The following is a 26,662-nucleotide window of genomic DNA, read 5'->3' as shown; positions in this document are numbered from 1 at the left end:
CTAGGTTATTCACCTTTTAATTCGTTTATATCTATTTGTAATACATCTGCAATTGTTTGAAGTTGTTCTTCTGAGGCAATTTTCTCGCCTCGTTCAATACGCCCTAAAATGGTTACAGATATACCTATATGTTTTGCAAATTCGGTTTGCTGAATTCGTTTCAATTTTCGAAAGGCCCGAATTCTGCGACCGTATTGATTTTCTTCCACAGATTGACGCCTTCTTTCTCTATATCAAGTGCATGTAACGCTTTTTGCACGCCTACAAGCATATCATAGTTTTGCGTCATAATCTCTTCTAACGGTACAAGCACGAATGCACGCTCATACATACGAGGATGTGGAACCGTTAAATTTTCTGTTTCATACTGTTCTTGACCATACAGCAAAATGTCCAAATCGATAATTCGCGGTCCCCAACGGAATTCACGAATACGACCAAGATCATTTTCGATTTTTTGGCATTGCGCTAGAAGCTCGTAAGCATTTAGCTCTGTTTCAAGAGCGACGGCAATATTTAAAAAATCGGCCTGATCTGTATAGCCTACTGCTGCTGTTTCATAAATTGAAGAAATCGCTGTTACTTTAATCGCCTCTTGTGCAATGAGCAGTTTCACCGCGGCCTGTAAGTTTTGCTCACGCTCACCGATATTCGTACCAATCGATAAATACGCTGTCGTCGTCATACGAATTGCCCTCTTGTAATTTCGACTGCGACTTCTTTATAATGCCCCGGAATTGGAGGATCAGGCTTAATAATTTCGACGCGGCATCCAAAAATCTGATCTTCATACTGCGTTAAAATACTCGAAGCAACTTTTTCGGCAACCGCTTCAATTAACTTATACGGTTTCCCTTCAATCACTTCTTTACAAATATCATAAACGCCAACATAGCTTACCGTATGATCCAGCTCATCTGTCTCACCAGCAAGCTTCATATCAACAGCAAGCGAAACATTAGCACGAAAGCGTTGTCCTAATACGTTTTCTTCCGGTAATACACCGTGATAACCAAAAAACTGCATTTCTTTTAAATGAATGTAATCCATTGCAAACTCCTTAATGTCTCGGTGCCAATTCACCTTGTACTTCAAATTTCCCTACAAGTGCATCCATCATTTTCACTGTCCGCGCCACTTCCTTCACATCATGAACACGCATCATATGGCAGCCTTTTTGAACACCAAATGCACAAGTAGCGGCTGTCCCTTCCACTCGTTCCTCAACAGGTAATTCTAAAATTGATCCAATCATACGCTTGCGTGATGTCGCAAGCAATACCGGATATCCTAATGCAACGAGCTCATCGAGGCGCTGCATCGTTTCAATACTTTCACTTAGACTCTTCACAAAACCGATGCCCGGATCAAGGAAAATATGCTCATCACGTACTCCTGCTGCTTTTGCAATTGCAATGCTTTCCTGCATATCGGCCATATATTCGGCAAAGTAGTTATCATACTGATCTGATAGGCGGTTATGCATTAAAATGATCGGCACATCAAGTTCCGCTGCAACATTTGCCATTTCCGGATCTGCCTTTGCGCCCCATATGTCATTAATAATATGTGCACCTGCTTCAATTGCAGCCCGCGCTACATTGGATTTATACGTATCAATGGAGAGAATCGCAGGTACTTCTTTTAAAAGCGCTCGAATTACCGGTACGACACGTGCAATCTCTTCCTCATCGGAAATTCGTATATAGCCTGGGCGTGTTGATTCCCCGCCGACATCGATAATTTTCGCTCCATCTGCCACCATTTTTTTCGCCTGGGCAACAGCTTTTTCAACCGAATTGAACTTGCCGCCATCCGAAAATGAGTCTGGTGTTACATTTAAAATGCCCATCACGAACGTTTCTTTGCGAAAATCCAGTTCAATCCCATTTAATGTGAGTACTTTATAGTTTTCTAACATGACGGTCTCCTAAAAGCGTAATGATTTTCTGTAAATAACTTTGATGCAGCTTTTTATAAAGTCTGCCTTCGCTGCCGGCAAACTGTACCTTTCCTATACAAGAAATCGGTACAAGCTCCTGTACAGCCGTTGTAATAAAGCATTCATCCGCCTGTTCCAACTCCCATGCCATAAAGCGTCCTTCCCGCACCGGGATTTGGAGTTCAGCAGCGAGTTGAATGACTATTTTTCGGGTAATGCCCGGTAAAATGCCTAAATTAGTAGAAGGCGTATATAGTATACCATCTTTTATCCAAAAGACATTTGACGTAATGCCTTCTGCGACAACACCGTCCTGGTCGGTAAAGAAACCTTCCTGTGCAGCTAAACTTGTTAACTCTAAACGTGCCCGAACATTATTGCCGTAATGATGACTTTTATAGCGGATCTGTTGTTCAGGGGTATTCCGCACTGTTTTCAGCCAGACTGCTTCTTTTTCTTTACCACGTACCATATTCGGCAGTTCTTTACGAAACAGAATAACGGTTGGTTCAGTATATTCTGATGGGGCAAGTCCAATCGGATGTACACCAGCCGATACATTTAAACGAAAATACCCTTCTTTGCCGTCCTGTGCATTGAGCTTTTCAATGACTTCTCCTATGTCCTCTAGCGTATACGGAAAATGAATACGGTATTCTTTTAACGCTTCCAGCAGGCGGCTGAAATGTTCGCTCAAATAGATAGCCTTCCCTTCATATGTCCGAAACGTTTCAAAAAAACCAAGTCCATATAAAAAACCATGATCGAACGGGGAAATTTTCAATTCCTGCTCATCGATATACTGGCCATTCATCCAACAAAGCATTACCCATTCCTCCTAACAATACGTCTCAATAAATGTTCGTAACAGCTGCTTGCCGTCTTCAGTCATAATTGACTCCGGATGATATTGAACTCCTTCAATCGGATATTGTTTATGACGCAGACCCATAATTTCGCCTTCCTCTGTCCATGCCGTCACTTCGAGGCAGTCCGGTAATGTTGTAGGCTCTACAATCAGTGAATGGTATCGCGTTGCTAAAAACGGGTTCGCATTCTTTCTGTGCAGCCCCACTCCATTATGAAGAACAGGCGAAGTTTTTCCGTGCATCAATCTTTCCGCGCGTACTACATCACCGCCAAATACTTGTGCAATTGCCTGATGACCTAAGCACACACCTAAAATCGGAAGCTTCCCTGCGAAATGTTCGATAATGGATAGACTTTCTCCGGCATCATTTGGTGTACAAGGCCCTGGGGAAATAACAAGCATCATCGGTTGGAGCCTTTCAATTTCTTCTACTGTAATTTCGTCATTGCGCTTTACGACCAGTTCATGACCGAACTCACCGAAGTATTGCACTAAGTTATATGTAAACGAATCATAGTTATCAACCATTAAAATCATTTGCTCACCTCTTCTGCCATTGCTTTTGCCTGCCACATTGCTCTTGCTTTATTCATCGACTCAATATACTCGTTTTCCGGAATCGAATCGATGACTATTCCGGCACCCGCCTGAATGTATGCAATACCATCCTGAATATACGCTGTACGGATAACGATATTTAATTCCAGATCGCCTGTATAGCCAATCCAGCCGATCGATCCTGTGTATAGACCACGGCGTACCGGCTCAAGCTCTTCAATAATTTCCATCGTACGGATCTTCGGTGCTCCTGTAATCGTTCCACCCGGGAACATCGCCCGAATGACATCCGCATTTGTTTTTCCTTGCGCAATTTCCCCTCGAACATTCGAAACGATATGCATCACATGTGAATAATGCTCAATCACCATGAACTCATTTACTTCTACCGTTCCGTATTTGCTCACCCTTCCTAGATCATTGCGCTCCAGATCAACGAGCATGACATGTTCTGCACGTTCTTTTTCATGTTCGATAAGCTCATTGGCCAACGCCAAATCCTGTTCCTCCGATGATCCGCGCGGGCGTGTACCTGCAATCGGTCTTGTCGAAAGCTCAGTCCCTTTACGTTTTACGAGCAACTCCGGAGAACCGCTCACTACCGCAAAATCCTCGCTTTCAATATAAGCCATATACGGTGAAGGATTGAAAGAACGAACCGCCTCATACACCGCAATTGGTGCTGACGAAAGCTTTTTCGCCTGTCGCACAGACAAATTCACCTGGAACACATCGCCTTGTCCAATATAATGCTGAATTTTATGTATCGCAGTTTCAAATGCATCTCCGCTGAATGAAACTTGAAGTTCCGCCTCATCCTGCTGCATATTTTTTGCAGTTTCCTGATTAAAATGGCGCTTTTTCAAGCCGGTTTCGGCATGCTGCTGCCAATCTGTTTGCCATGAAAGTAAATCAACTTCACTAGTAGAGAATTTCATCAATGTCACTTCGCCCGTTTGGACATTATGTACTGCCCAATGATCGAACAAGTAAAAATAAAGATCCGGTACTTTTAAATCGTCTTCTGTCACATTTGGAAGCAACTCAATTGTGCGCGCATAATCATATGAAATAAATCCAATGGCTCCACCTTGAAAATCAGGAAGTGCCGGATTCGCTTCAAGCTTGTACTCGGCGATCACTTTTTCCAGCTCCGCGAGTGCTTCACCTGTTTTCAGCTCTGTCTCCCCACTTTTCCAAGTCAGCTCAAGACCTTGTGCCACTGACTTTGCCGTTGCGATTGGTTGCCATGCAGCGATTGAATAATGCCCTCCACGACCGCTTTCCAAAAACGCTCGTTGTTTTTCCGTTGTCGTCTGTTCCTGGAAACTATAATAAAATTCATCGTTTGTCATGTAAAATGTATGTGTTTCTAGTTGTTGCATCAATTTACACCTGCTTTGCCTTTTTCTTAATTAAACTCGATAACGCTGTAAAAATCCATTTTTAACTTAGCAGTTCCAAAGAAAAAAAGCCATTTTACGAGAGTGATTCTCGCAAAATGGCTTTTAAAAATCTGTTAGACAAATTTTAATTAGTCTTCAAATTGGTATAAAGGTGTTGATAAGTAGCGCTCACCGTTTGATGGGATAATCGCTAATACGTTTTTGCCTTTACCTAAACGTTTTGCTGTTTCGATTGCTGCGTAAATTGCTGCACCTGAAGAAATACCAGCTAAAATACCTTCTTCGCGTGCTACTTTACGTGCATATTCGAAAGCTGTTTCGTTTTCAACCGGTAATACAGAATCATATACTTCTGTGTTTAATACGTCCGGAATGAAACCTGCACCAATACCTTGGATTTTGTGTGGGCCAGGGTTACCGCCTGAAAGAATTGGAGAATCTTTAGGCTCAACAGCGATAATTTCGATTTCAGGGAATTTATTTTTCAATACTTCGCCTGCACCAGTAATTGTACCGCCAGTACCTACACCAGCAACAAATGCATCTAATTTTAAGCCTTCTTGCTCGAATGCTTCCGCAATTTCAGGACCTGTTGTTAAACGGTGAATTTCTGCGTTTGCTTCGTTTTTGAATTGTTGTGGCAAGAAGTAACCTTCTGATTTAGATAATTCTTCTGCTTTTGCAATTGCACCTTTCATACCTTCTGGACCTGGTGTTAATACTAAATCAGCACCATAAGCACGTAAAAGGTTGCGGCGCTCTAATGACATTGTTTCAGGCATTACTAAAACTGCTTTGTAGCCTTTAGCTGCAGCAATCATTGCTAGACCGATACCAGTGTTACCAGAAGTCGGCTCGATGATTGTACCACCTGGCTTTAATGTGCCGTCTTTTTCTGCTGCTTCAACCATAGCTAAAGCTAAGCGGTCTTTTACTGAAGAACCTGGGTTAAAGTATTCAAGTTTTACGTAAACTGTACCTTCATTTTCACTTGTTGCATTGTTTAATTTTACGATTGGTGTGCGACCTACTAAGTCCGCCACTGAATTTGCTAATTTACTCATTTTATCCATTCCTCTCCAAATCCCTACCAATTCAATAGGTTTTACTTAATTTGTATCTTATCAATTTTTGATGCTACTTGTCAATTAATTGAAACGATATTTTTGGAAAATTTCTGACTATTTCAGTTTATTTAATAAAAAAGGCATGGACAGCAAAATTGATTTCCATTCCGGGGACGCTTTCCGGGGGCACGGCCTGAGCCTGTAGTCTCAGGCTCGCGCTATTCCCCCAGGAGTCGCCCCTCCATTCCAATCAATTTTAAAAAGTAGCAGTTTCTCAATAAAAGTTCCCCTTTCACTAAAAACTTCAACTTCTGTCCTTGCCCGCCTTCAATCTTGCGTTAGTTTTTTGATTCTCCGTAGAACCATGTCGCATCAAATTCTGCCCAGAAAGCTTCCGGTGTAATCGATGGCGGCAGCTGCTCTAAAGCGAGCTGGCGTTTTACATGCCCTTCTACTTCATCAAAGCTGAATGACTGCCCTTCCATGTTCTCTGTCACGGTAACAATCGCATAGCGCCCATCGCTTAATACAAATGGTTTGGAAGTTTCTTTTTCCTTCAGTTTTTCCACTTCCGGTAAAATTGCCGGATCGACTGCCGATTGACTTGATGAAATAAAGCCAATATCGCCGCCTAAACTAGCCGAAGCTGTATCCAGTGAATGTTCGCGTGCCAAAACTGCAAAATCAGAGCCGTCCTTCAGCTCTTTTTCCACCCGCTCCGCGTCCTCTTTTGAATTCACGATTATGATACTAGTACGGTGGGTAGTCGGAATATTATAAATCGATTTATTGTCTTCATAATATTTTTTGGCTTCGTCCTCTTTTACTACAATATCATTTGTCAGTACTTTATCCAGAATAAGCTGTGCCCGCATTTTTTGGCGCAGTTGTTCTGGAGATAAACTATGTAAAGATGTATCGTTTGAATCTTGTGCCGAGCGTAATAAAGCAATTTCCAAATCTATTTCTTCTTCTTTTACTTCGAGCTTATATTTTTTGGCCGCTTTTTCCATAACAGCTTCATTTACTAAGCTCTGCAATGTTTCTTTTCCGTATCGGTTTTCCATTTCAGTAAGCCATTGTTGGCGTGTAATCGGTTCTCCCTCGACGGCAGCAATACTTTCGCCGCCGCCATCTGCTTTTTCTGATGTTTTTTCATCAGATGGGAGTAACCATAGCACAAACCAAAATAGATTTCCGACCAATAATATTAGTAATAACAGCAACGTAGGTTTTGTTTTTAAGCGTCGTTGTGTGTACGGTAAATTTTGTGTTGGTTGTGGTGTTTGGTGTAAATTACGATTGGATTTCATTCACAAAGCCTTCAAGTTCACTTTTATCGAAGTGGTACTTTTCTAAACAGAAGTGGCATTGCGCTTCTGCCTGACCATCTTCGTCAATCATTTCCTGAATTTCACCGACACCTAAACTGATAATTGCCGCACCAAAACGCTCTTTTGAACATTGACATTGGAACTGTACAGGCATTGACGAAAGGATTTGAACATTTCCTTCTCCTAATACCGCCTCTAAAATTTGCTCAGGTGAATATCCTTTTTCAATCATTTTTGATACAGGCTCAATTGAAGACAAACGTTTTTCGATTGCTTCGATCGTTTCTTCTTCACAGCCCGGCATTAATTGAATGATAAAGCCACCTGCAGCCAGAATTGTATTATCCGGATTTACCAGTACACCTAAACCTACTGATGAAGGTACCTGTTCAGATGAAGCGAAGTAATATGTGAAGTCTTCAGCGATTTCTCCTGAGACAATTGGTGTTTGACCTGAGAACATATCACGTAAACCTAAGTCTTTAACAACTGTCAGTGCCCCTTCAGAACCGACACCTGCACGTACATCAAGTTTTCCTTGTCCATTTAATTCAAAGTGAACATGCGGGTTTGTAACGAAGCCACGCACATCTCCTTTGGCATCTGCATCGATAACCATTGGACCGATTGGACCGTTTCCTTCGATTTTTACCGTAATTTTGTCGTCCCCTTTTAACATTGCACCCATCATTACAGATGCTGTCATTGAACGACCTAGCGCAGCAGATACAACCGGCCATGTATTATGACGGCGTTGTGCTTCTCCTACAGTTTCAGTTGTATTTGTTGCAAATGCACGAACTTGTCCGTCATATGCAATCCCTCTTACTAAGTAGTCTTTCATGTTGAAATTCCTCTTTTCTATTGATTTCTTTTATAAATCGTCGCTAGTCCCTTGAGTGTCAAAAATGGATCGACGACATCAATCATCTGGGTTTCATTCGCGATTAATTTTGCCAGCCCGCCAGTTGCTATAACGAGAGGCTCTTCTTTACTTTGAGCCTTCATACGACTGACGATGCCTTCTACTTGTCCTAAAAAACCGTAAAAAACACCTGCTTGCATAGCGGCTACCGTATTTTTTGCCACAACTTGCGATGTATGGGCAATTTCTATGCGGGGCAGCTTGGCAGCACGCGTATAGAGCGCCTCTGTTGAAATGGCAATGCCGGGTGCAATGGCCCCCCCTGCATAATCACCGCGCTCATTAATATAGCAATACGTGATTGCAGTACCAAAGTCGATAATAATCAGCGGTCTGCCACTATATTGCTGTAATGCAGCAACCGCATTCACAATACGGTCTGACCCTACTTCACGCGGATTTTCATACTTTATATTCAAGCCTGTTTTTACACCGGGCCCTACAATTAAAGGCTGGATATTGAAATATTTTTTACACATTAATTCAAGTGCAAACATGATAGGTGGCACAACTGAGGATATAATAATCCCTTTTACTTGTTCAAATGAAATGCCTTCATGAGCAAAAAATGCCTTAAACTGCATCGCATATTCATCTTCAGTTTTTCGTATGTTTGTTTCTGTCCGCCAATGATGGATAAGTTTATCCTGATGATAAATTCCTAAAATAATATTGGAGTTACCTGCATTCATTACTAAAATCACAAGTGGCACCTACTTTTCCTGTACTGAAAAAAATCATACCATATTTGGCCATCTACTATACAGTATTCAGTATTTTTAGCCGGCAATCCTTCCCTTTCAACAACATCCATTGATTTCCTGAGAGGGCAGATGCATTTCGCAACTTATTACGAAGAAAAAACTGACTATCTCCTTTTCCCAGGAAATAGTCAGTTTCGTTGTATTATTTTAAACGGTCTTCATCGATGCCTTGCGGGCGATCATCTGACGCGTCTTTCGGTAAATCTTCAACTGTCGGTGATTTCTTTTCACCTTGAACTTCGTTATTGATTGAAACATTACCAGCAGTTTCAATTGTTGGTGTTGCTTCATTTTTTTCATTTGGAAGCTCTGATTCTACTACCACCTCTTCAGGAGGTAATATACCGTGATCGCGTAAATGTTCGATTTGCTGTGCATTTAACGTTTCTTTTTCAATTAACGTGTTAGCGATTAAATCTAGTAAATCACGACGCTCGGTTAAAATACGTTTCGTACGAGCATATTGCTCATCCACGATACGCTGAACTTCTTTATCAATTTCGTATGCTACTGTATCAGAATAGTTTTGGTCTGAACCGAAGTCACGACCTAGGAACGGATTACCACCTTGGTTTGAACCGTATTGAACAGCACCAAGACTATTGCTCATTCCGTATTCTGTTACCATTGCACGCGCAATACTCGTTACTTTCTGGAAGTCATTATGTGCACCTGTTGATACTTCGCCAAGTACAATTTCCTCCGCAACACGTCCGCCAAGTAATCCGGCGATACGGTCAAGTAACTCTTGCTTCGTTGTGAAGAAACGCTCTTCTTTCGGTAACATGATGGCATAACCACCAGCTTGGCCACGAGGGACAATTGTTACTTTATGAACAGTATCAGCTTCATCCAATTCAAGACCGACAACTACGTGACCGGCTTCATGGAATGCAACAAGCTTTTTCTCTTTTGGAGAGTACACACGGCTTGCTTTTGCAGGACCGGCAATTACGCGGTCGGAAGCTTCATCAATATCTGCCATGTTAATCATTTTTTTGTTTTTACGAGCTGCTACAAGAGCTGCTTCGTTTAACAAGTTTTCTAAATCCGCACCTGAGAAGCCTGGTGTACGTTGTGCAACAGCAGCCAGATCAACTGTATCTGATAATGGCTTATTGCGTGCATGTACTTTAAGGATTGCTTCACGGCCTTTTACATCTGGGTGACCAACCGTAATTTGACGGTCAAAACGACCAGGACGTAATAATGCTTTATCTAGAATATCCGGGCGGTTTGTTGCAGCGATGATAATAATACCTTCGTTTGCACCGAAACCATCCATTTCAACTAGTAATTGGTTTAATGTTTGTTCACGCTCATCGTGTCCACCACCAAGACCTGCACCACGTTGACGACCTACTGCATCAATTTCATCGATGAAAATGATACATGGGGCATTTTTCTTAGCATTTTCAAATAAGTCACGAACACGAGATGCACCGACACCGACGAACATCTCTACGAAGTCAGAACCTGAGATCGAGAAGAATGGTACGCCCGCTTCACCGGCAACAGCACGTGCAAGTAATGTTTTACCCGTACCTGGAGGACCTACTAATAGAATCCCTTTTGGAATACGTGCACCGATATCAGTGAATTTACGGTGATCTTTTAAGAAATCTACTACTTCAACAAGTTCTTGTTTCTCTTCGTCGGCACCTGCCACGTCATTGAAACGAACTTTTTTCTTCGTGTCATCAAATAATTTTGCTTTTGATTTCCCGAAGTTCATCACCTTATTACCGCCACCTTGCGATTGGCTTAGTAAGAAGAAGAATAAAATAATAATGATGACAAATGGAATAATGCTCGTAAGGAATGTTACGAATCCACTTGTTTGTGGTTGTTCTAAAATTTCCAGTCCTGGATATTCGCCATTTGCAACTTGTTCTTCAATTTGCAAAATACGGTCTACAGAAGTTTGGTCATTTTGTAAAACGTTTACTGTGAAAGTTTCGCCATCTTCAGCGCCTTTCATCTGACCTACGATTTTATACACGCCTCTTTCAGGCTGTATTTCCATAGAAGCAATCTCATTGCTCTCTAAAGCCTCAAAAAACGCATAGTAATCAAGGTTTTCAGTTGTCTTTTTTCCACCATTAAATGTTCCAAAAATCCCGATGATCACGAGAAATATTAGTAAATAAAATATGGTGTATCGAAATATTCGATTCATCCCCAGCCTCCTCACAACGTTACAGAAAAACTATAAGTAAAATCTTAACATACGTTGAAATTTTCATACAATAAAAAGCACCGCACATTTTAATCGTTGAAACGAATTATGACAAAATCCGTCTTTTTACTATTTATGTCTGGATGTTTACCTCAAAATGAAGGTTTGTACAATCTAGAAAATATTAAAATGAGTATACTTCACGTTTTAAAATTCCAATGTAAGGTAAGTTACGATATTTCTCTGCGTAATCTAAGCCGTAGCCTACAACAAAACCGTCCGGTACTTCAAAGCCAACAACATCTGCATTCAATTCCACTTTACGGCCAGATGGCTTGTCCAGTAATGTTACGATTTTAATCGATTTTGCTTTACGGTATTTAAATAAATCTACTAAATAGCTTAATGTTAAACCACTGTCGATAATGTCTTCAATAATAATGACATCGCGACCTTCCACACTTGTATTCAAGTCTTTAAGAATTTTTACTTCCCCAGATGAAACGGTTGCATTCCCATATGAAGTAACATCCATGAAGTCCAATTCTATATAAGAATCGAAACGTTTCATTAGATCCGTCATAAATGGCATTGCACCTTTTAACACTCCGACAGCTAATGGGAACATATCTTTATATTCCTCTGTCAGTTGAGCACCAAGCTCTTTAATACGTTCCTGAATTTGTTCTTCTGTAATCATAATTTTTTCGATGTCATTTTGAATCATGAGTAGATTCCTCCTTTTATTGTTCAAACTTTCTAAAGACGTTCATTGCTATCGACAATAAGCACCATATCATGCACTGCCGACTTTACATTAGAAAATTTATTGTTAACGCGTACAGCTACTATCGCTAAAAGGTCATCATCAGCATCGACTAACAATGGCCAGCTAGCTCTTTTTGTTAAAGGAATCTTGTCATCAATAAAAACTCGAGATACTTTTTTCTGATGCTGCATACCTTGTAGCAAAATACGATCCCCTTGTTTTGGAGCTCTTACGTATAGTGGGAACGATACTGATGATGCGGCGAAAAAGTGATGCGGATACTTTTGCAGTAAGTCCTCATCACATCGTGCAAGTTCCCCAATATAGATGCGCATCGTTCCAAGTACACACCACTGATTCAACGTGATTTGTTGAACTGATGTTAGCAGATCTTGCTGCTTGTACTCAAATACAACTTCATCGTATTGTTGACGCGCAATAAAATTCTCCGGTAAATCAAGTGCACGACTTCCATTCGACGTTGAGAATAACGCCAAAATCGTCGTACAAAGTGCATAGCTTTGAATCGTATTTGAATCGTTATAAAGATAACTTAATAGTATTAAAATGAGCCTCCTTTGTAAAGCAAGCGGCTCTTTTTGTAATGCCGAAACTTTTACTTTATAACAATTTTTGTCGGCTTTATGAAAAAGCTTTGGAAAACGCTCTCCTGCAAGCTCCATTAAATACGAATCATCATCTGAAAGCTGCTGTGCAATGTGGACTGCATGTTGGGAAACAAGGGGGTTTTCTTCCTTCAAAACTGGTACAACATTGTGACGGTAACGGTTACGGGTATAGTCATCCTTAGCATTGCTCGGATCTTCACGGTATAAATGACCTTTACTATGTAAATATTCCCCAATTTCGTCTTTTGTAACCATCAAAAAAGGTCTGATTAATGTAAATTGTTGAAATTTACGTGACGGTAAAATTCCTTTCAACCCGTTTAGTGAACTCGCTTTCGTCAAGGCCATTAACATTGATTCCAACTGATCGTCCGCATGATGTGCCGTTACTAGTTTTGAAAACTTATGTTTATGCATGACGGTTTCAAAGAAATGATAGCGTTCCTTCCGGCAAATTGCCTGAATATTTCCTCCTTCCGCTTTGTGGATTTCTGCAATGGGTATCGCACAGCTATAGAATGGAATCGCCCAGTCACTGCATGCTTTCTCAACAAATTGGCGGTCTTCGGCAGATTGCTCGCCGCGCAGCATATGGTCTACATGCGCCACGGCGAGTTCAATTTTAAAATAGTGCCGGAAATGATAAAAAAAAGAAAGAAGCGCCATTGAATCAACGCCTCCTGAACAAGCAATTAGTAGTCTGTCTCCGCTTTTTATAAGCTCTTGCTCTTTTATATAAGCTAATACTTGATGTTCTAAAGTGTGCATTTACTCACCTCATATTACATTTCAATGTGTGATTGCTGGTCTGAATACTTGCCACGGTTTTATTACATGCTGCAAACGGAATAACATCACAGTGCAATCATCAGCAATTGGGTATCTTTGTTTAAATTGCATCATGACATCATATAGGACAACCTGGATGGAAGCACCATTTTCCAGCCCTTGACGAATCAGCCTGATAAATAATTGCTCCTGTGCATCCCATTGTGCAGATGGTGAAAATAACCCGTCCGAAATCATTAAAATAACATCCTCTGACAATAGTTGTGTCATTTCCGTATCAACTGCAAAGTTTGGTAAAAAACCAATCGGTGCACTTGTACTTTCGATCTTGAATAAATCGTTCCCTCTTAACACATAGGTCGTCATGCCTCCCGCTTTCCAACACCATAAGTGGCCGAACTGTAAATCGACAAGTGCAAAATCCATTGTTGCATACATGTCCGAATCGTTTTTCAGCGACATCACATAATGCATTGTGTGCATTGCTGTTTCAGGGTCCATATTGTAAGTAAGACAATCCTGCATCATTTGAATTAAACGTTCACTTTCTCGATTCGCCCTTACATTTGTCCCCATTCCATCGGACAGCATAATCGCCATTAGCCCCGGATGGATCGGGAATACACGGTAGGAATCACCGGAAATTGCATGGTTTGCATGGGAATACGTATATATATCATACTCCAACTGATAACGAATTGCTGAAGTAAACTTAATTTGACGATAAAAAATAGGCGAGTGCTGCTCGTAAATCTGTTCACCTTTTAATGGTTCATGCAAATATTCAAACAGTTGCTGTTCTAGCTGCTGGATAACGACATGTGCATCCCGATGATCTGCGACATAACACACGAACTCCCGGTTCCCTATTTCATTTTTTATCCACTGAATATGTAAACAGTGAATATCATTTTCTTTTAAAAATTGCTGCATCTCCCCATCCATTTCAGATGTGCCGATTTCTAGTCGCTGGCTGTTTAATAGTTTTTCAAAGTGGCTGCTTAAATCACGAAGCTGTAAGGCAATCATCTTTTTGCCATGATAGAACTGTCTTTCCATATGCTCTTTGTGTAAAGCTGACTCTAGTTCTTCCAGCAATTTAGAAGATTTGATGCATTTCCCTTTCAGCTGCTCTTCCACCCGAATCCAGCTGACCGGTTTCGTGCTTCTTTTCGCTAAACGCCACGAATCGATAATTCCCTCCATCTCCCCTTTTCTCCCCCAGCATTCTTCATATTTGAAACAGCTGGAGCAAATTAGAAACGGTTCTGCAGTTGTCTTATTTTTCGCCTTATTTTGTGTGAAATGATCGAATACAAGCTCTTTCATAAAGGAAACAAATTGCTGAAATTGCTTAAGCTGCACTTCCACTACTTCATTGCGGTTCACCTGAATGACACTGACTGTAGTTTGTTTATAGTACATTTTGCAGTATTCAAGTATATTTTTCGGTAACAGCAGGAAAATGATGGCCCCTGTAAGCATCGACATAAAATAAATACTATCAATCGGTAATGTCGCATCATAAAAGAAGAAAAAAATACTCGGCAAAAAACTAAATATCGCCACAATATAACGTCCCTGATTTTGTACAAAAGCAGCGACCAGTCCTGTACAGGCATATAAAATCATCATACCTGTGAATGATAAGTTTGCTAAACCGATAAAAAAGCCAAGAGATAATGAAAAGATGACTGTAGCACCAACCGTCGAGGAATAGGCTACAAGGCAAATGAGGAAGTGAAGGACGATCAGCGCCATTGAAAAGTAGAAAAGAGTCAAGTTTTCCATGCCGATCAGCATACCGGCCAAAACGACAATAATTGCCGTAATTTTTTCTCTTGTCCACTCAATGTTTCCATTTTCTTTACTTGGCATTGTCAAAATACGCATAAAGAATAGAATTGAAACCGCAAATAAACATTCATATACGATATAAAATAATGTCATGACAGATGGCATACCACTATGAAGTAGCATTTGCCACGCTAGTTGAACAGCTATAATGGTAGTCCCTAGCAAAAAATACGGGGAAATTTTTATAAACTTAAACCGTACGAGACATTCCATGAAGAAAAGCTGCACTAAAACAACCGCTGCTTGTCCAAAGCCTAGAAAGAGGGTTCCAAGTATTCCCCCTAGTAAAGCGCTCTTCTGAAATGAGACAAATCTCGTTCGAATAACTAGCCAAAAAGGTAAAAATAACGGAGTAACAGCTTCAAAGAAGACTGCCTGAGCAAAACAAAAAGCTGCAAACGCTATAACACTCGCTATTATTATTCTCGATTTTTCTTTATATAAGAATAAGTTTAAGTTTAGTGTTTGAAACTCATTTTGATTATTTAATGTCACCATTTTTACTATCACCTTTTCTTTTTAACGCTATTATATAAAGCTGAAAAAGTGAATTTTGTCTGTTTGTAGGATTGGCGCCAAAAAATTGTTCGACTGTTTTTTTACGGGAATATGCGCGTTTTTTCACTTTTTTTATTAGTAATTGCAAAAAATAATAAGCAGTAATTTTCAGTGTAGTTTGGTAGAGGAAATATTAAAAAAATAGTGTTGACACTCTATAGACTGCAATGTATTATTAGTTTTGTTGTTAATTTTGGCGGTGTAGCTCAGTTGGCTAGAGCACTCGGTTCATACCCGAAAGGTCGTGGGTTCGACTCCCTCTGCCGCCACCATTTATAGGCCCGTTGGTCAAGTGGTTAAGACACCGCCCTTTCACGGCGGTAACACGGGTTCGAATCCCGTACGGGTCATCTCAAAAGCTGTTTAGGAACATTGTCTTCCTAGGCGGCTTTTATTTTGCCCTTTTCCTTGCTTTGTAAATTACTGACACACTTTCTTTCTAATCCTTTATACTTATTGTATAGGAGGAGGCGTTTTCTTTGGTGCAGAACTTTACATATTTAGCTTTTCTTTGCGGCATTAGCATGCTTCTAGTTGTTGGAGGCGTCTTATTGACAAACTTGCCGCTCCCATTACAAATAATTATGATTGCAATCGGATTAATTGGCGGTATTTTTTGCTTTGTTACCCTTATTCGGGTACTCATCAAGCATAATGCCGAAAAAGAATGATTTAATCATGAGCCCCATTTCACAAGAAAAAGCGATGGATTGTAAGAATTACTCTTACAATCCATCGCTTTATCATCTATTTGACACTTTTTCTACGTTCAAACAGCCAGCAAAATTATCCTCTGCGAGCTCCACGGCCACCGCGCTTAGACTCAGTTGCACGCTTTAATGTAGTTAAACGCTCATCGCTATCTTTTAAGAAACGCGCCATCTTCTGTTCAAAGTTCTCTTTTGGTTGACGATCATTACGATCGTTAGAACGGTTGTTTTCGCGACGAGGACGCTGTGGACGCTCTGGTCGCTCAGCTTGAGGCTTTGCTTTACGAATTGAAAGACCGATCTTTCCATCCGCTTCAACATTCATCACTTTAACTTCGACTTCATCGCCTACTTTAAGATGCTCGTTAATATCTTTTACATAGTTATCTGCCACTTCACTGATGTGAACTAAACCTGTTTTACCATCTGGAAGCTCGACGAATGCACCGAAATTTGTGATGCCTGTTACCTTACCTTGTACTTTGCTGCCTACTTCAATTGACATAAAAAAAATGCTCCTCCTTAAATTTTAAGAGACTCTTCGATTGAAAAGCCATTTATCAATTATAATGAAACTTTTGTTGAATAGCTTCTTCTCTAATTATAGCTAACATAAAAAGAGTGTCAACAAGACACTCTACCTAAAGGCAATAAATACCAGGAATTTTAGCTTAATATTACCATGCTGACTGGTTTTTTATTAAATTTCAAAGTCACATTTTTCTTTGGATAACGATTAATACATTATTCTTTGTCATCTTCAGGCTTGTCTTTATTTTCTTTGTCCGATTTATTCGGTATTGTGAAAATAATTTCGCCCTCTTCAGAAAGGAAAAATTCTTTTCTTGCAAGCTTCGCAATATACTCATCATCTTCCAGCTTCGCAATCTGCAAATTTAATAGCTCTTGTCTGTGAAGCGCTTCTTCCAATCGTTCTTCAACCGCGGCTTTCGTTTCTTCCTTTGCGGCGAGGCGTTCACTCTGGACCATGTTTGCTTTTACTAATGCGGCAATTACTACAGTGGCTAAAATGAAAAATACTGCTAATCTTCTGCGACGACGTACAGCAATTTTTGCTTTAATTTGAGCTTTTGCTTGCGGATTTGAGCGGACATAGTCGTTATTCAACGACTGGACATTATGGTTATGTAGCTCTTCTTGCACATTTTTTCTTCCCATTTCCGTCTCCTCCCTCACAATCAATAGTTGTTATCATTATACGAGTTCATTGCTGTGTTTTAAAGTTTTTTAACAAATATTTCTTGAAAAACTTAATAAAGGGACGGCAAATAAATAATATAATCCCTATTATTAATTTTATAATATTTTTAACAAGCTTTATTACAACATGTCCAATAAAAAAAACCGGCTTCACAAATAAATTTATACACACTCTTCCAACAAAGCGGATAATTTTTTGGAACAGCAATTCATATGTTGCAATTCCGGCGATTTGGGCAAGTGGATCAACTACCCGCCATTGCCCTCCTTTTACTAAAAATAATAAATAAAACGTAGTAACCCCTAATATTAACCAGACTATCCATTCTAAAATCCAGGTAATACGTCGAATATTTTTTAGAGGGATACGATTTACATTAATTCGGATACAATCGATAATTGCACCTACAGCAACTCCGCTTATAAACATGACAAGAATGCTTATAAGCTGCGCACTCATCATCATCCAAACAATTTATGAAGGAAACTTTTCGATAAGCCACTCTCGCTTTCATCGTATTGGAATTGCTTCACTTCCCCTTCTAACGTTAGTAATCCCTTGTCCACGTCTAAATGAACAATACGCAGTTCCTCTCCACGAATCAATAAATGACCCTGTGATGTATTCACATAAAATTCTTCCTGATCAAATCGCTCGATACTTTTAACAGATGTCATGTCCATCCGTTTACGATTACGTACCGTTACTAAGTGATCCCCAGACGAAATGGTATAGCGCGCGCTTTCTTGATGAATAGTCAATGCAAGTCCCCCTTTGAGCTTATAGTTGTACACTATATGCAACAACGGAAAGAAGCATGACTTAAAAAGTTGGTCATGCCCTATTCTTATTCTTCATCATCTATAAATTCAGGTTCAACTTTCTCTAAACGCTCTTCTTTTATTATTGTAAACATTTTTAATGCATCTTCTTTTTTCACATTTTCACGAATCTCTTCGACACGTGCTGTAACGATTTTTTGACCGAAACGAATTGCCAGCTCATCGCCTACTTTTACAGTACTGCTTGCTTTTGCCACTTTATCATTAATTGTAATACGGCCTTGTACCGCTACTTCTTTCGCTAATGTACGGCGTTTAATTAAACGTGAAACTTTTAAAAATTTATCTAAGCGCATTCCATTACTCCCCTTTTTCCAGTTGTTTTGCTTCATTCCAAAAAGCATCCAGCTGTTCTAATGTAAAATCTTCGAACGACTTGCCGCTCTTTGCTACACTTTGCTCGACGAAATGAAAACGGCGGGCAAATTTTTCATTGGCATGCAGCATCGCTTCTTCAGGTGAAATTTTATAAAAGCGTGCGATGTTCACAAGTGTGAATAATACATCTCCGAATTCATCGGTACGGCTTATTTCGTTACCTTGCGTTATTTCTTCGCGGAATTCTTGCCATTCTTCCGTAAACTTCTCCCATGCATCATCAGCATTCGGCCAATCAAAACCGACTGTCGCCGCTTTTTTCTGGTAGTTGTATGAGGTTTGAAGCGATGAGTACGGACTATATTCGTTCTTTAATAATGGTTCGTCATCTGCATGCCCTTTTTCCTGCTTTTTAATTGCTTCCCAATTGGCTGTTACAGTTTCCGCATCCTCTGCCGTCACATCCCCAAATACATGCGGGTGACGTCGAATCATTTTTTCGCTAACCGATGCAAGCACTTCTTCCAATGTGAAATAACCGTTATCTTCCCCGATTTGTGCATGTAGAAACACTTGTAAAAGGACATCGCCAAGCTCTTCCACCATAGCAAAGTCATCTTCGGCATCGACCGCTGCTAAAAATTCATGCGCTTCTTCCAGTAAGTATTTCTTCAATGATTCATGCGTCTGTTTCTGATCCCAAGGACAGCCGTCTGGGCCGCGCAACGTGGCAATGATTTGTCGGAATGTTGTCCAGTCCCTTAATGCTTCCTCATCAGATTGAACAGGCGGCACATATACTGTCGTCAAATTATTGATTTCTGCTGCCTGATCAAGCTCATAAAGCGGGACAGTACGCAATGATTCCTGTGAAGATCCCGCTGCCGTAACAATCGTTACCGGGTAGTCATCGCGGTACTTCTCCATCAATGTAAGCTTTACTTCTGATGCACTGAACGAATCGTACACCTGAGCAATCAAAATATGCTGACGCATGTTCATATCATTGATAGACATGCTTGTCCCGTCCAATAGCTGAAACCCTTCTATCGGATCAATCTTTAAAGCCCCGAATATCGGGTCCAAAAAGCTTTGTCCGCCCTCAATTACAAGGCTGATCTGTCCGCTTTGGTCCGCTTCAATTAAGTGCTGGACAGTCTGCTCTGCTACGAGCGGATGACCTGGAACAGCATACATAATGTCCTCTTGTGCTACAGCTTCAATAAGACGCTTTGCAATTTCTTCATAAACGGGACCGAACGAGCCATGCTTAATATACACATCATCAAAGCTCGTAAACTCGATTCCTTCCATTTTTAAGTCCTGTATGACAGGATGATCCTCTGTTCGTACATATATTTTTTTGGCTGCTTTAATTTTTTTGTAAACACCCATTTGCATTTGTTCAAAATCGGCTGCTCCTAAACCGATAACAGTTAATTGATTCAAGTTATACACCTACTTCTTTCGATTTAACATTAATTGATAGGCAGCCATTCTCCTGCCGAGCGGGATTAAGAACCAATCCTTTTCTGTTAAGACACGCATTTTTGCGACTGCTGTAATGAAGGCACCTGCGCCGAGCACGACGAGCACACCACTGTAAATAAGTGCATCAAATCGACTGAACAGGCCGGTAAACAAGCTATTTAAGCTGTAAACAGCACCTTGTACGACAACGGTCATGACGAGACAGGCAATGGCCAGTTTTTTATAAAACGTACGATTCGCCAGGCGGATCGCCGTCAGTTTTTTTAAATAAATGATAAGTGCGGCAGCTGTAAAAATCAGTCCGATATTACTTGCTATTGCCGCGCCCAGCACATCATAATGCGGGATTAAAATAATGTTCCCTAAAAATTTTAATATGATTCCAAGCCCTAAAAAAATGGCAGGCCCTTTTAATTTACTATAGCCTTGTAAAATTGCTGTAAACGTTAAAATAATCGATAACGGAATAATTTGAAACGAATATAGCTTCAATACATTGGAATAGGCATCCGTCTTGAACAGCATTTGATTTACATATGGCATAACTAGTATTAATCCAAGTGCCGCAGCAACTCCAAATATAAGGGAGCTCCGGAAAGTCAATTGAATAAACGGCTTGGCGCCACGACCATTAGGCTGATTTGCCTTTAATGCGACGAGCGGCACAATGGCCAGCGATAAAGAAGTTGCAATAACGATTCCCAGCTGGACAAGCGGTTGACCGCGGTCATAAATTCCTTTCACTTCCATCGCTTCAAGGACAGGCATTCCCGCGTGGACAAGCATTTTATATATCGTAAAGGAATCTACAAGTTGAAAGCACAACAATAACAGCGCACTCATGCTGATTGCGATACTGTATAATGTCACCTCTTTTAAAATTGGCCAAACTTTCACTCGGACTATTTTTCCTGAAGGTACATACTGTCTTTTCAAAAAGTAGAGCAACAGGATAATACCCGCTATTTCTCCGATAACTGTACCGAGCATCGCCATTTTCCCTGCAGCATAAACAGATTGCGTATATTGCAGCAAAACAATCGTTCCGACTAATATTATCGATACCCGGATCATTTGTTCGAACACTTGGGCATAGGCAACAGGCTGCATCTTACTTTCCGATTGGAAGTTGCCCTTTAAAACTGCAAGAAGCGGCATACATAACGTAATAAATGAGCCAACTTGCAATAACCCCGCTAGCTGAGGATCTTCCATCAAATTTGCTAAAGGCTGTGCACCAAAAAATAAAAGACAGAAAAAAATAAGGGCCAATGCTGTTAAATAGTAAAAAATAATGCGTGATACAGACCGTTTCTCCTCATATGTACCGCCACGTCCTTCAATATCTGCGAGCATTTTGGAAATAGCAACAGCAAACCCGCTTGATGTCCATACGACAAAAAACGAGATAAAAGGATACACTTGCTGATACACATAAAATCCTTGATCACCTACTAAGTTTTGATAAGGAACCCGGTAGATGGCACTTAATATTTTTACTAAAAGGGCCGCTACAGTCAGAAGAAGAGCGCCCTTCATATAATTTTTCATACCATAGCTTTGCGAAGTCATTCTATTTCCTTCCTCTATTTCATACAATGTACTAATTATATCATGAAAACCATTTGCTAATTTTACTCGAGGAATTAAAAAAACGCCCATTACTATGGACGTTTTGAAGTGATTTTAGTTTTCCATTTGTTTTGCTAAAAAATGAGCTGCTGTTTCAGCAGTTTTTTGCTCTACTTCACCGATGAAATGGGCCCGTGATATTAAATAAATAGCACCAATCGGATCTCCATTCGAAACTATCGGTACGATGCAATACGATTTCACTTGTTCATACTGTCCTGCTACAAGTTCAATCGACATCTCCAGCTTTTCACTTACAGGTGACCTGTTTTTAATAATATCTTCTGCAAACACAGTTAAACGTCTCGCAACATAATCTTTTTTCGAAACGCCTGCAACAGCAATTACTTCATCTCGGTCACTTATTAATGTCGGGGTACCTAATGTTTCAAATAATGATTCCGCATATTGTTGTGCGAATTCGCCTAAATCATTAATCGGCGAGTATTTTTTTAAAATCACTTCTCCTTCGCGGTCCGTATAAATTTCAAGGGGATCCCCTTCCCGGATGCGAAGCGTTCTTCTAATTTCTTTTGGGATAACAACACGACCTAAATCATCGATGCGGCGAACTATTCCTGTTGCTTTCATCGTTCATGTTCCCTCACTTTCCATCAATTCACAGCATGATGCTCCTAGTATGGAAAGAAATACATGAAACTATGCATTGTTCGAGACGGATAAAATAATTTTTCTCTATGCAGGAACAAACATGATGATTTACCTAATTTTCTGTAAATGGATATAGGAAATTACAACGTTTTCATTCATATTATGTTTTATTTTTGTAAAAAAGGCTATTAACAAAATAAACAGGTTTTTTTGGAGGTGCAATAATGGTAAGAGTTGATCCTATTACATCAACACCTGATGCATATCGTCAGCAGCAATATTATGCAGGAACTCATTTAGCTTATTACCCTGATTTATCGAAAGAACGTGCAACAGCTATTTCAAAATTTGAAAATGGCATTTTTAAGCGTTACCTTGAAAAGTCAAATGGTCAGCGCGATTTAGTATTTGCCTCCACTACAAGAGAAAAACAGTTTTTAGAAAAGCGTGAAGAGCATCATAATCGCGAAGAACTGCTCCAACGCTTAAATTATTCGAACGGAGTACATTATAGTGTGCAACAATCTTTCCTGTGATTCATTTATTGTATCCAAAATAAAAGAGAGGAAATGTTAAAAGTCCAATACTTTTAAGATTCCCTCTCTTTTTTTATGATTCTTTTTTGGCAGCTGCGATAATTTGCATCATTTTTTCTACTACTTCAAATGGCAGGTGATTGCCGCATTTATTGTAATCTACTGTAATGACTAACTGTGTTCCTTCCATCCCAAAGCCGACCGCACGACCAAACTCCATTGATTGCTCAACGATTTGTGCACCGTTAGTATTGGCCGTTCCTTCTTCTGAAAGAATAATAGATACAACTTGCTGCTTTTCTTTTATTGAAAGCACATTCGCTTCTTTAGCCCAAACTTTCATACGGGCCACACGCATCAGACGCTCTGTTTCAACCGGTAAATCTCCAAAGCGATCTTGCAGTTCATCGATAATTTCCAGATAATCCTCTATACGTTCCATCGCTTTAATCCGCTTATACATTTGGATTTTTTGGTAGCCATCCGGAATGTACGCATCCGGAATGTACGCATCAACATGCAGCATAATCTCGACATCCTGCTTCTCTTCTCTCTTCACACCCGTGCGACGCTCTTCAACGGCTTCTTCCAGCATTTGCGAGTACAGATCAAAACCGATTGAATCGATAAAGCCATGCTGCTGAGCACCAAGTAAATTCCCGGCACCACGAATCGATAAGTCACGCATTGCAATTTTGAAACCTGACCCTAATTCCGTAAATTCTTTTACTGCCTGCAGACGCTGCTCCGCCACTTCAGTAAGAACTTTATCACGCTCATACATAAAATATGCATAGGCAATACGATTTGAACGCCCTACACGTCCTCGCAGCTGATACAGCTGGGAAAGTCCCATACGATCCGCATCATGGACAATTAAAGTATTTACATTTGGAATATCTACACCTGTTTCAATAATCGTTGTTGTGACAAGTACATCATACTCACCTTCGATAAACGATAAAATAACCGATTCAAGCTTCGCCTCCGTCATTTTCCCGTGCGCAAAGGCAACTCGTGCATCCGGAACAAGCATCTGAATTTCTTCTACTCTTCTTGTAATATCCTCTACACGATTATATAAATAGAACACTTGTCCGCCACGCGCCATTTCACGTTCAATTGCTTCACGTACAAGGGCTCCGTTATGCTCCATTACATATGTTTGTACAGGGAAACGGTTTTGTGGTGGTGTTTCGATAACAGACAAGTCACGCACCCCTACCATCGACATATGCAGTGTACGCGGAATTGGCGTTGCTGTTAATGTCAGTACATCGACATTCGTTCGAAGCTGCTTAATCTTCTCTTTATGTGTAACACCGAAACGCTGCTCCTCATCGACGATAAGCAGTCCTAAATCCTGATATACTACATCCTTCGATAAAATACGGTGCGTACCGATCACCATATCCACTGTACCTTCTTTTAAGCCTTTTAATGTCTCTGTTTGCTGCTTTTTCGTGCGGAAACGACTAAGTAGCCCTACATTGATCGCATAGTCTTCAAAGCGCTTTGAAATCGTTTCATAGTGCTGTTGTGCCAAAATCGTAGTCGGCACTAAAAAAGCCACTTGCTTCCCATCTAAAATAGCTTTAAATGCAGCACGAATAGCAACTTCCGTCTTTCCGTATCCTACATCACCGCAAACGAGGCGATCCATTGGACGTTCCCGTTCCATATCCTTTTTCACTTCAGCAATAGTACGTAATTGATCTTCTGTTTCCTCATACGGGAAAGCCGCCTCGAAACTTCGTTGTTCATCCGAATCCGGAGAAAAGGCATAACCTTTTTCTGCTTCCCGTTTTGCATAAAGTTTGATTAAATCATCTGCAATATCCTGTACTGCATTCGAAACTTTCTTATGTGTTTTCTTCCATTCCGTGCCGCCGAGTTTATGAAGTTTCGGTTCTTTTTCACCGGATGGTACATAACGCTGAATCAGTTCGATTTGATCGACAGGTACATATAACTTATCATCTTCACGGTATCGTACATGCAAATAATCTTGATGTGTACCATTCACAACAAGTGTTTCAATACCAATATATTTTCCGATCCCATGATGTACGTGAACAACATAGTCGCCTGATTTAATTTCTGTATATGATTTGATCCGCTCAGCATTTGTCATTTGCTGCGGGCGTGATTTTTTCTTTGCCTGCTGTTTAAAGAGCTCATCATCCGTAACAACCGCTATTTTCTGTAATGGCAGCTCAAAACCTGACGACAATGGCGTATTAACTAAATAAATACCCGGTGCATCGGCATAACCGATTGTTGACGCGATATGGTAGTCATTCAGTAAATTCTGCATCGCCTTTATCCGGCTTTCCGAACTCGCTGTAAATAATACAATGAACTTGTCGTTTGACCAACGTTCGATCTCATTTTGCAGCAAAGCAATTTGACCGTGGAATTGCTGCATCGGTTTACATGAAATGTTGATCGTCTTTTTAAGTGTGATGCCGGCAAATGTTCTTGTGAATAATGCGAAATACATTTTCTGCTGTTTCAGCATTGAAAGTACTTCTTTTAATGAATAGGATGGCTTTACATCATGAAGCATTTTGCCGCCTTCAATCAATGAAATAAACCATTCATTTTCTTCACGTTCCCAGGCTTCCATCACTTCCTGAATACGGCCGAGTTCATCAAATAAAACAAGACCATCTTCTTTAAAGTAATCGCCTAAAAAATACTGCTTCTCAAATAAGAGCGAGCCATATTTTGCGATATGATCCGGCAGATGACCAAGCCTCAGCAGATCAATATCATGCTGAATATTTTGCATGAGCAATTCCTGTGTTTCCTTTTTACGCACTTTTTTTAAACTAGCAGCCAATGATTCTTCCAGACGTTCTGCAAGTTTTATACGCTCTTCTTTCGTTAAAAGAAGTTCTGCGGCAGGGAAAATTTTAATTTCATTTAATTTTTCAATTGAGCGCTGATTGTCGGCAGAAAAAGTACGGATTGAATCCACTTCTGTATCAAACAACTCGATACGGATTGGGTCTTGTGCGTATGGTGGATAAATATCCATAATTCCGCCGCGCATCGCAAACTCACCTGGCGTTGTAACCATTTCACTTCTCGTATAACCCATTTCAACAAGCTTATCCAACCAAATAGTGATGTCGACATCCTGACCAATGGAGGTGTTAAGTTCGTAACCAAGCCATTTTTCGGGTGAGCTTAGAATGCTGCGCATACCTGCAGCCGGAATAATATAGATTCCGCGCTCCTGATTGACTAAACGGCCTATTGTAGCGATACGCTGTGCACGCAGCTCATGGGAAGACGTCGTCATATTTGCAGCGATAAACTCCTCGGCAGGATAATAATGAACATGCCCTTCACCAACTAATGCAGTCAAATCATCTACTAACTTTTGTGCCTGCAATAGATTTGAGGACACGATATAAATCGATTTATTTGTCTCTTGATAGATTGTATGGATCAATGCAGGTCTTGCGCTTCCCGTTAGTCCGGTAATAAGATGATCGTTTGCTTGACCCTTTTGAATATGGTCTATCATATTATCAATCTGTTTATCTTTTTTAAATATTTGATGTATCGTATCCACGTCTAGTCCCCCTTCTCTTTTTCGATAATTGAAAACGTAAATGGAAAAAGCCTTGGCGCAGTTTA

General features: G+C 40.3%; 26 protein-coding genes and 2 tRNA genes. 4 read left to right on the top strand and 24 right to left on the bottom strand.

What is annotated here, in order from left to right:
- Nucleotides 1–5: 5 nt before the first annotated feature.
- From MKY71_RS00495 to MKY71_RS00425, 15 genes are all read right to left on the bottom strand, one after another.
- Nucleotides 6–209: a helix-turn-helix domain-containing protein gene (locus tag MKY71_RS00495; protein ID WP_339174689.1), complete on the bottom strand. Its 204-nt coding sequence runs from the start codon at nt 207–209 to the stop codon at nt 6–8.
- Entirely contained in the window at nt 161–685 is a 525-nt protein-coding gene (folK, locus tag MKY71_RS00490; RefSeq protein WP_339174688.1) for a 2-amino-4-hydroxy-6-hydroxymethyldihydropteridine diphosphokinase, read from the bottom strand. Before folK ends, MKY71_RS00495 begins: the two co-directional genes overlap by 49 nt.
- Nucleotides 682–1,050 (bottom strand): dihydroneopterin aldolase, encoded by a 369-nt coding sequence (gene folB, locus MKY71_RS00485; protein WP_339174686.1) that lies wholly within the window; start codon nt 1,048–1,050, stop codon nt 682–684. The genes folK and folB overlap by 4 nt, the downstream gene beginning before the upstream one ends.
- Nucleotides 1,051–1,060: 10 nt before the next feature.
- Entirely contained in the window at nt 1,061–1,921 is an 861-nt protein-coding gene (gene folP, locus MKY71_RS00480; protein WP_339174684.1) for a dihydropteroate synthase, read from the bottom strand.
- A complete protein-coding gene (pabC, locus tag MKY71_RS00475) occupies nt 1,905–2,768 on the bottom strand; it encodes an aminodeoxychorismate lyase (RefSeq protein ID WP_340731216.1) in 864 nt (287 codons plus the stop codon). The genes folP and pabC overlap by 17 nt, the downstream gene beginning before the upstream one ends.
- 12 nt (nt 2,769–2,780) lie before the next feature.
- A complete protein-coding gene (gene pabA, locus MKY71_RS00470) occupies nt 2,781–3,350 on the bottom strand; it encodes an aminodeoxychorismate/anthranilate synthase component II (protein WP_339174681.1) in 570 nt (189 codons plus the stop codon).
- Nucleotides 3,347–4,756, bottom strand: a complete 1,410-nt coding sequence (locus MKY71_RS00465) for an anthranilate synthase component I family protein (protein WP_340731215.1) — start codon at nt 4,754–4,756, stop codon at nt 3,347–3,349. Before MKY71_RS00465 ends, pabA begins: the two co-directional genes overlap by 4 nt.
- Before the next feature lie 149 nt (nt 4,757–4,905).
- Entirely contained in the window at nt 4,906–5,841 is a 936-nt protein-coding gene (gene cysK, locus MKY71_RS00460) for a cysteine synthase A (protein WP_251691514.1), read from the bottom strand.
- A 341-nt stretch (nt 5,842–6,182) separates the two neighbouring features.
- Nucleotides 6,183–7,157, bottom strand: a complete 975-nt coding sequence (locus MKY71_RS00455) for a peptidyl-prolyl cis-trans isomerase (RefSeq protein WP_340731213.1) — start codon at nt 7,155–7,157, stop codon at nt 6,183–6,185.
- The gene (gene hslO, locus MKY71_RS00450; RefSeq protein ID WP_339174678.1) at nt 7,141–8,022 is read right to left on the bottom strand and encodes an Hsp33 family molecular chaperone HslO; all 882 of its coding nucleotides are present in this window, start codon (nt 8,020–8,022) and stop codon (nt 7,141–7,143) included. Before hslO ends, MKY71_RS00455 begins: the two co-directional genes overlap by 17 nt.
- Nucleotides 8,023–8,039: 17 nt before the next feature.
- A complete protein-coding gene (locus MKY71_RS00445; protein ID WP_339174677.1) occupies nt 8,040–8,807 on the bottom strand; it encodes a type III pantothenate kinase in 768 nt (255 codons plus the stop codon).
- Between the two features lie 202 nt (nt 8,808–9,009).
- Nucleotides 9,010–11,046, bottom strand: coding sequence for an ATP-dependent zinc metalloprotease FtsH (ftsH, locus tag MKY71_RS00440; RefSeq protein WP_339174676.1), 2,037 nt, complete (start codon nt 11,044–11,046; stop codon nt 9,010–9,012).
- A 184-nt stretch (nt 11,047–11,230) separates the two neighbouring features.
- Complete coding sequence (gene hpt / locus MKY71_RS00435; RefSeq protein WP_339174675.1) at nt 11,231–11,773, bottom strand: hypoxanthine phosphoribosyltransferase; 543 nt, start codon at nt 11,771–11,773, stop codon at nt 11,231–11,233.
- A gap of 32 nt (nt 11,774–11,805) precedes the next feature.
- Nucleotides 11,806–13,212 (bottom strand): tRNA lysidine(34) synthetase TilS, encoded by a 1,407-nt coding sequence (gene tilS, locus MKY71_RS00430; RefSeq protein WP_339174674.1) that lies wholly within the window; start codon nt 13,210–13,212, stop codon nt 11,806–11,808.
- Nucleotides 13,213–13,233: 21 nt separating this feature from the next.
- Complete coding sequence (locus MKY71_RS00425; RefSeq protein WP_339174673.1) at nt 13,234–15,588, bottom strand: SpoIIE family protein phosphatase; 2,355 nt, start codon at nt 15,586–15,588, stop codon at nt 13,234–13,236.
- Nucleotides 15,589–15,843: 255 nt separating this feature from the next.
- Between MKY71_RS00425 and MKY71_RS00420 the strand changes: the two genes are divergently transcribed.
- The 3 genes from MKY71_RS00420 to MKY71_RS00410 all read left to right on the top strand — a co-directional run bounded on the left by MKY71_RS00420 (nt 15,844) and on the right by MKY71_RS00410 (nt 16,319).
- Nucleotides 15,844–15,920: transfer RNA gene (locus MKY71_RS00420), tRNA-Met, on the top strand.
- A gap of 6 nt (nt 15,921–15,926) precedes the next feature.
- Nucleotides 15,927–15,998: transfer RNA gene (locus MKY71_RS00415), tRNA-Glu, on the top strand.
- 132 nt (nt 15,999–16,130) lie between these two features.
- The gene (locus MKY71_RS00410; RefSeq protein ID WP_340731212.1) at nt 16,131–16,319 is read left to right on the top strand and encodes a sodium:potassium antiporter; all 189 of its coding nucleotides are present in this window, start codon (nt 16,131–16,133) and stop codon (nt 16,317–16,319) included.
- Between the two features lie 115 nt (nt 16,320–16,434).
- On the opposite strand, the gene MKY71_RS00405 is transcribed toward MKY71_RS00410, so the two are convergent.
- The 8 genes from MKY71_RS00405 to spoVT all read right to left on the bottom strand — a co-directional run bounded on the left by MKY71_RS00405 (nt 16,435) and on the right by spoVT (nt 22,454).
- Nucleotides 16,435–16,863, bottom strand: coding sequence for a S1 domain-containing RNA-binding protein (locus MKY71_RS00405; RefSeq protein ID WP_008408265.1), 429 nt, complete (start codon nt 16,861–16,863; stop codon nt 16,435–16,437).
- 239 nt (nt 16,864–17,102) lie between these two features.
- Complete coding sequence (locus MKY71_RS00400; RefSeq protein ID WP_339174671.1) at nt 17,103–17,537, bottom strand: FtsB family cell division protein; 435 nt, start codon at nt 17,535–17,537, stop codon at nt 17,103–17,105.
- Between the two features lie 46 nt (nt 17,538–17,583).
- Entirely contained in the window at nt 17,584–18,042 is a 459-nt protein-coding gene (gene yabQ / locus MKY71_RS00395; protein ID WP_340731211.1) for a spore cortex biosynthesis protein YabQ, read from the bottom strand.
- Nucleotides 18,042–18,341: a sporulation protein YabP gene (gene yabP / locus MKY71_RS00390; RefSeq protein ID WP_008408271.1), complete on the bottom strand. Its 300-nt coding sequence runs from the start codon at nt 18,339–18,341 to the stop codon at nt 18,042–18,044. Before yabP ends, yabQ begins: the two co-directional genes overlap by 1 nt.
- An 86-nt stretch (nt 18,342–18,427) precedes the next feature.
- Nucleotides 18,428–18,718, bottom strand: a complete 291-nt coding sequence (locus MKY71_RS00385) for an RNA-binding S4 domain-containing protein (protein WP_079523123.1) — start codon at nt 18,716–18,718, stop codon at nt 18,428–18,430.
- Nucleotides 18,719–18,722: 4 nt separating this feature from the next.
- Nucleotides 18,723–20,189 carry a nucleoside triphosphate pyrophosphohydrolase gene (gene mazG / locus MKY71_RS00380; protein ID WP_339174668.1) on the bottom strand — a complete coding sequence of 489 codons (1,467 nt, stop codon included), beginning with the start codon at nt 20,187–20,189 and terminating at the stop codon, nt 18,723–18,725.
- A gap of 9 nt (nt 20,190–20,198) precedes the next feature.
- Complete coding sequence (locus MKY71_RS00375) at nt 20,199–21,803, bottom strand: putative polysaccharide biosynthesis protein (protein WP_339174667.1); 1,605 nt, start codon at nt 21,801–21,803, stop codon at nt 20,199–20,201.
- Between the two features lie 114 nt (nt 21,804–21,917).
- Complete coding sequence (spoVT, locus tag MKY71_RS00370; protein WP_339174666.1) at nt 21,918–22,454, bottom strand: stage V sporulation protein T; 537 nt, start codon at nt 22,452–22,454, stop codon at nt 21,918–21,920.
- Nucleotides 22,455–22,699: 245 nt separating this feature from the next.
- Here spoVT and MKY71_RS00365 point away from each other — a divergent pair, with 245 nt between their 5' ends.
- Nucleotides 22,700–23,011 carry a hypothetical protein gene (locus MKY71_RS00365; protein WP_339174665.1) on the top strand — a complete coding sequence of 104 codons (312 nt, stop codon included), beginning with the start codon at nt 22,700–22,702 and terminating at the stop codon, nt 23,009–23,011.
- Between the two features lie 73 nt (nt 23,012–23,084).
- On the opposite strand, the gene mfd is transcribed toward MKY71_RS00365, so the two are convergent.
- Complete coding sequence (gene mfd / locus MKY71_RS00360; RefSeq protein WP_340731210.1) at nt 23,085–26,597, bottom strand: transcription-repair coupling factor; 3,513 nt, start codon at nt 26,595–26,597, stop codon at nt 23,085–23,087.
- Nucleotides 26,598–26,662: the final 65 nt, after the last annotated feature.

This window comes from Solibacillus sp. FSL W7-1324 (assembly GCF_038008025.1).
GTDB lineage: Bacteria > Bacillota > Bacilli > Bacillales_A > Planococcaceae > Solibacillus.
The sequence above is the reverse complement of the archived record's forward strand: the minus strand, read 5'-3'. Positions and strand labels throughout refer to the sequence as shown.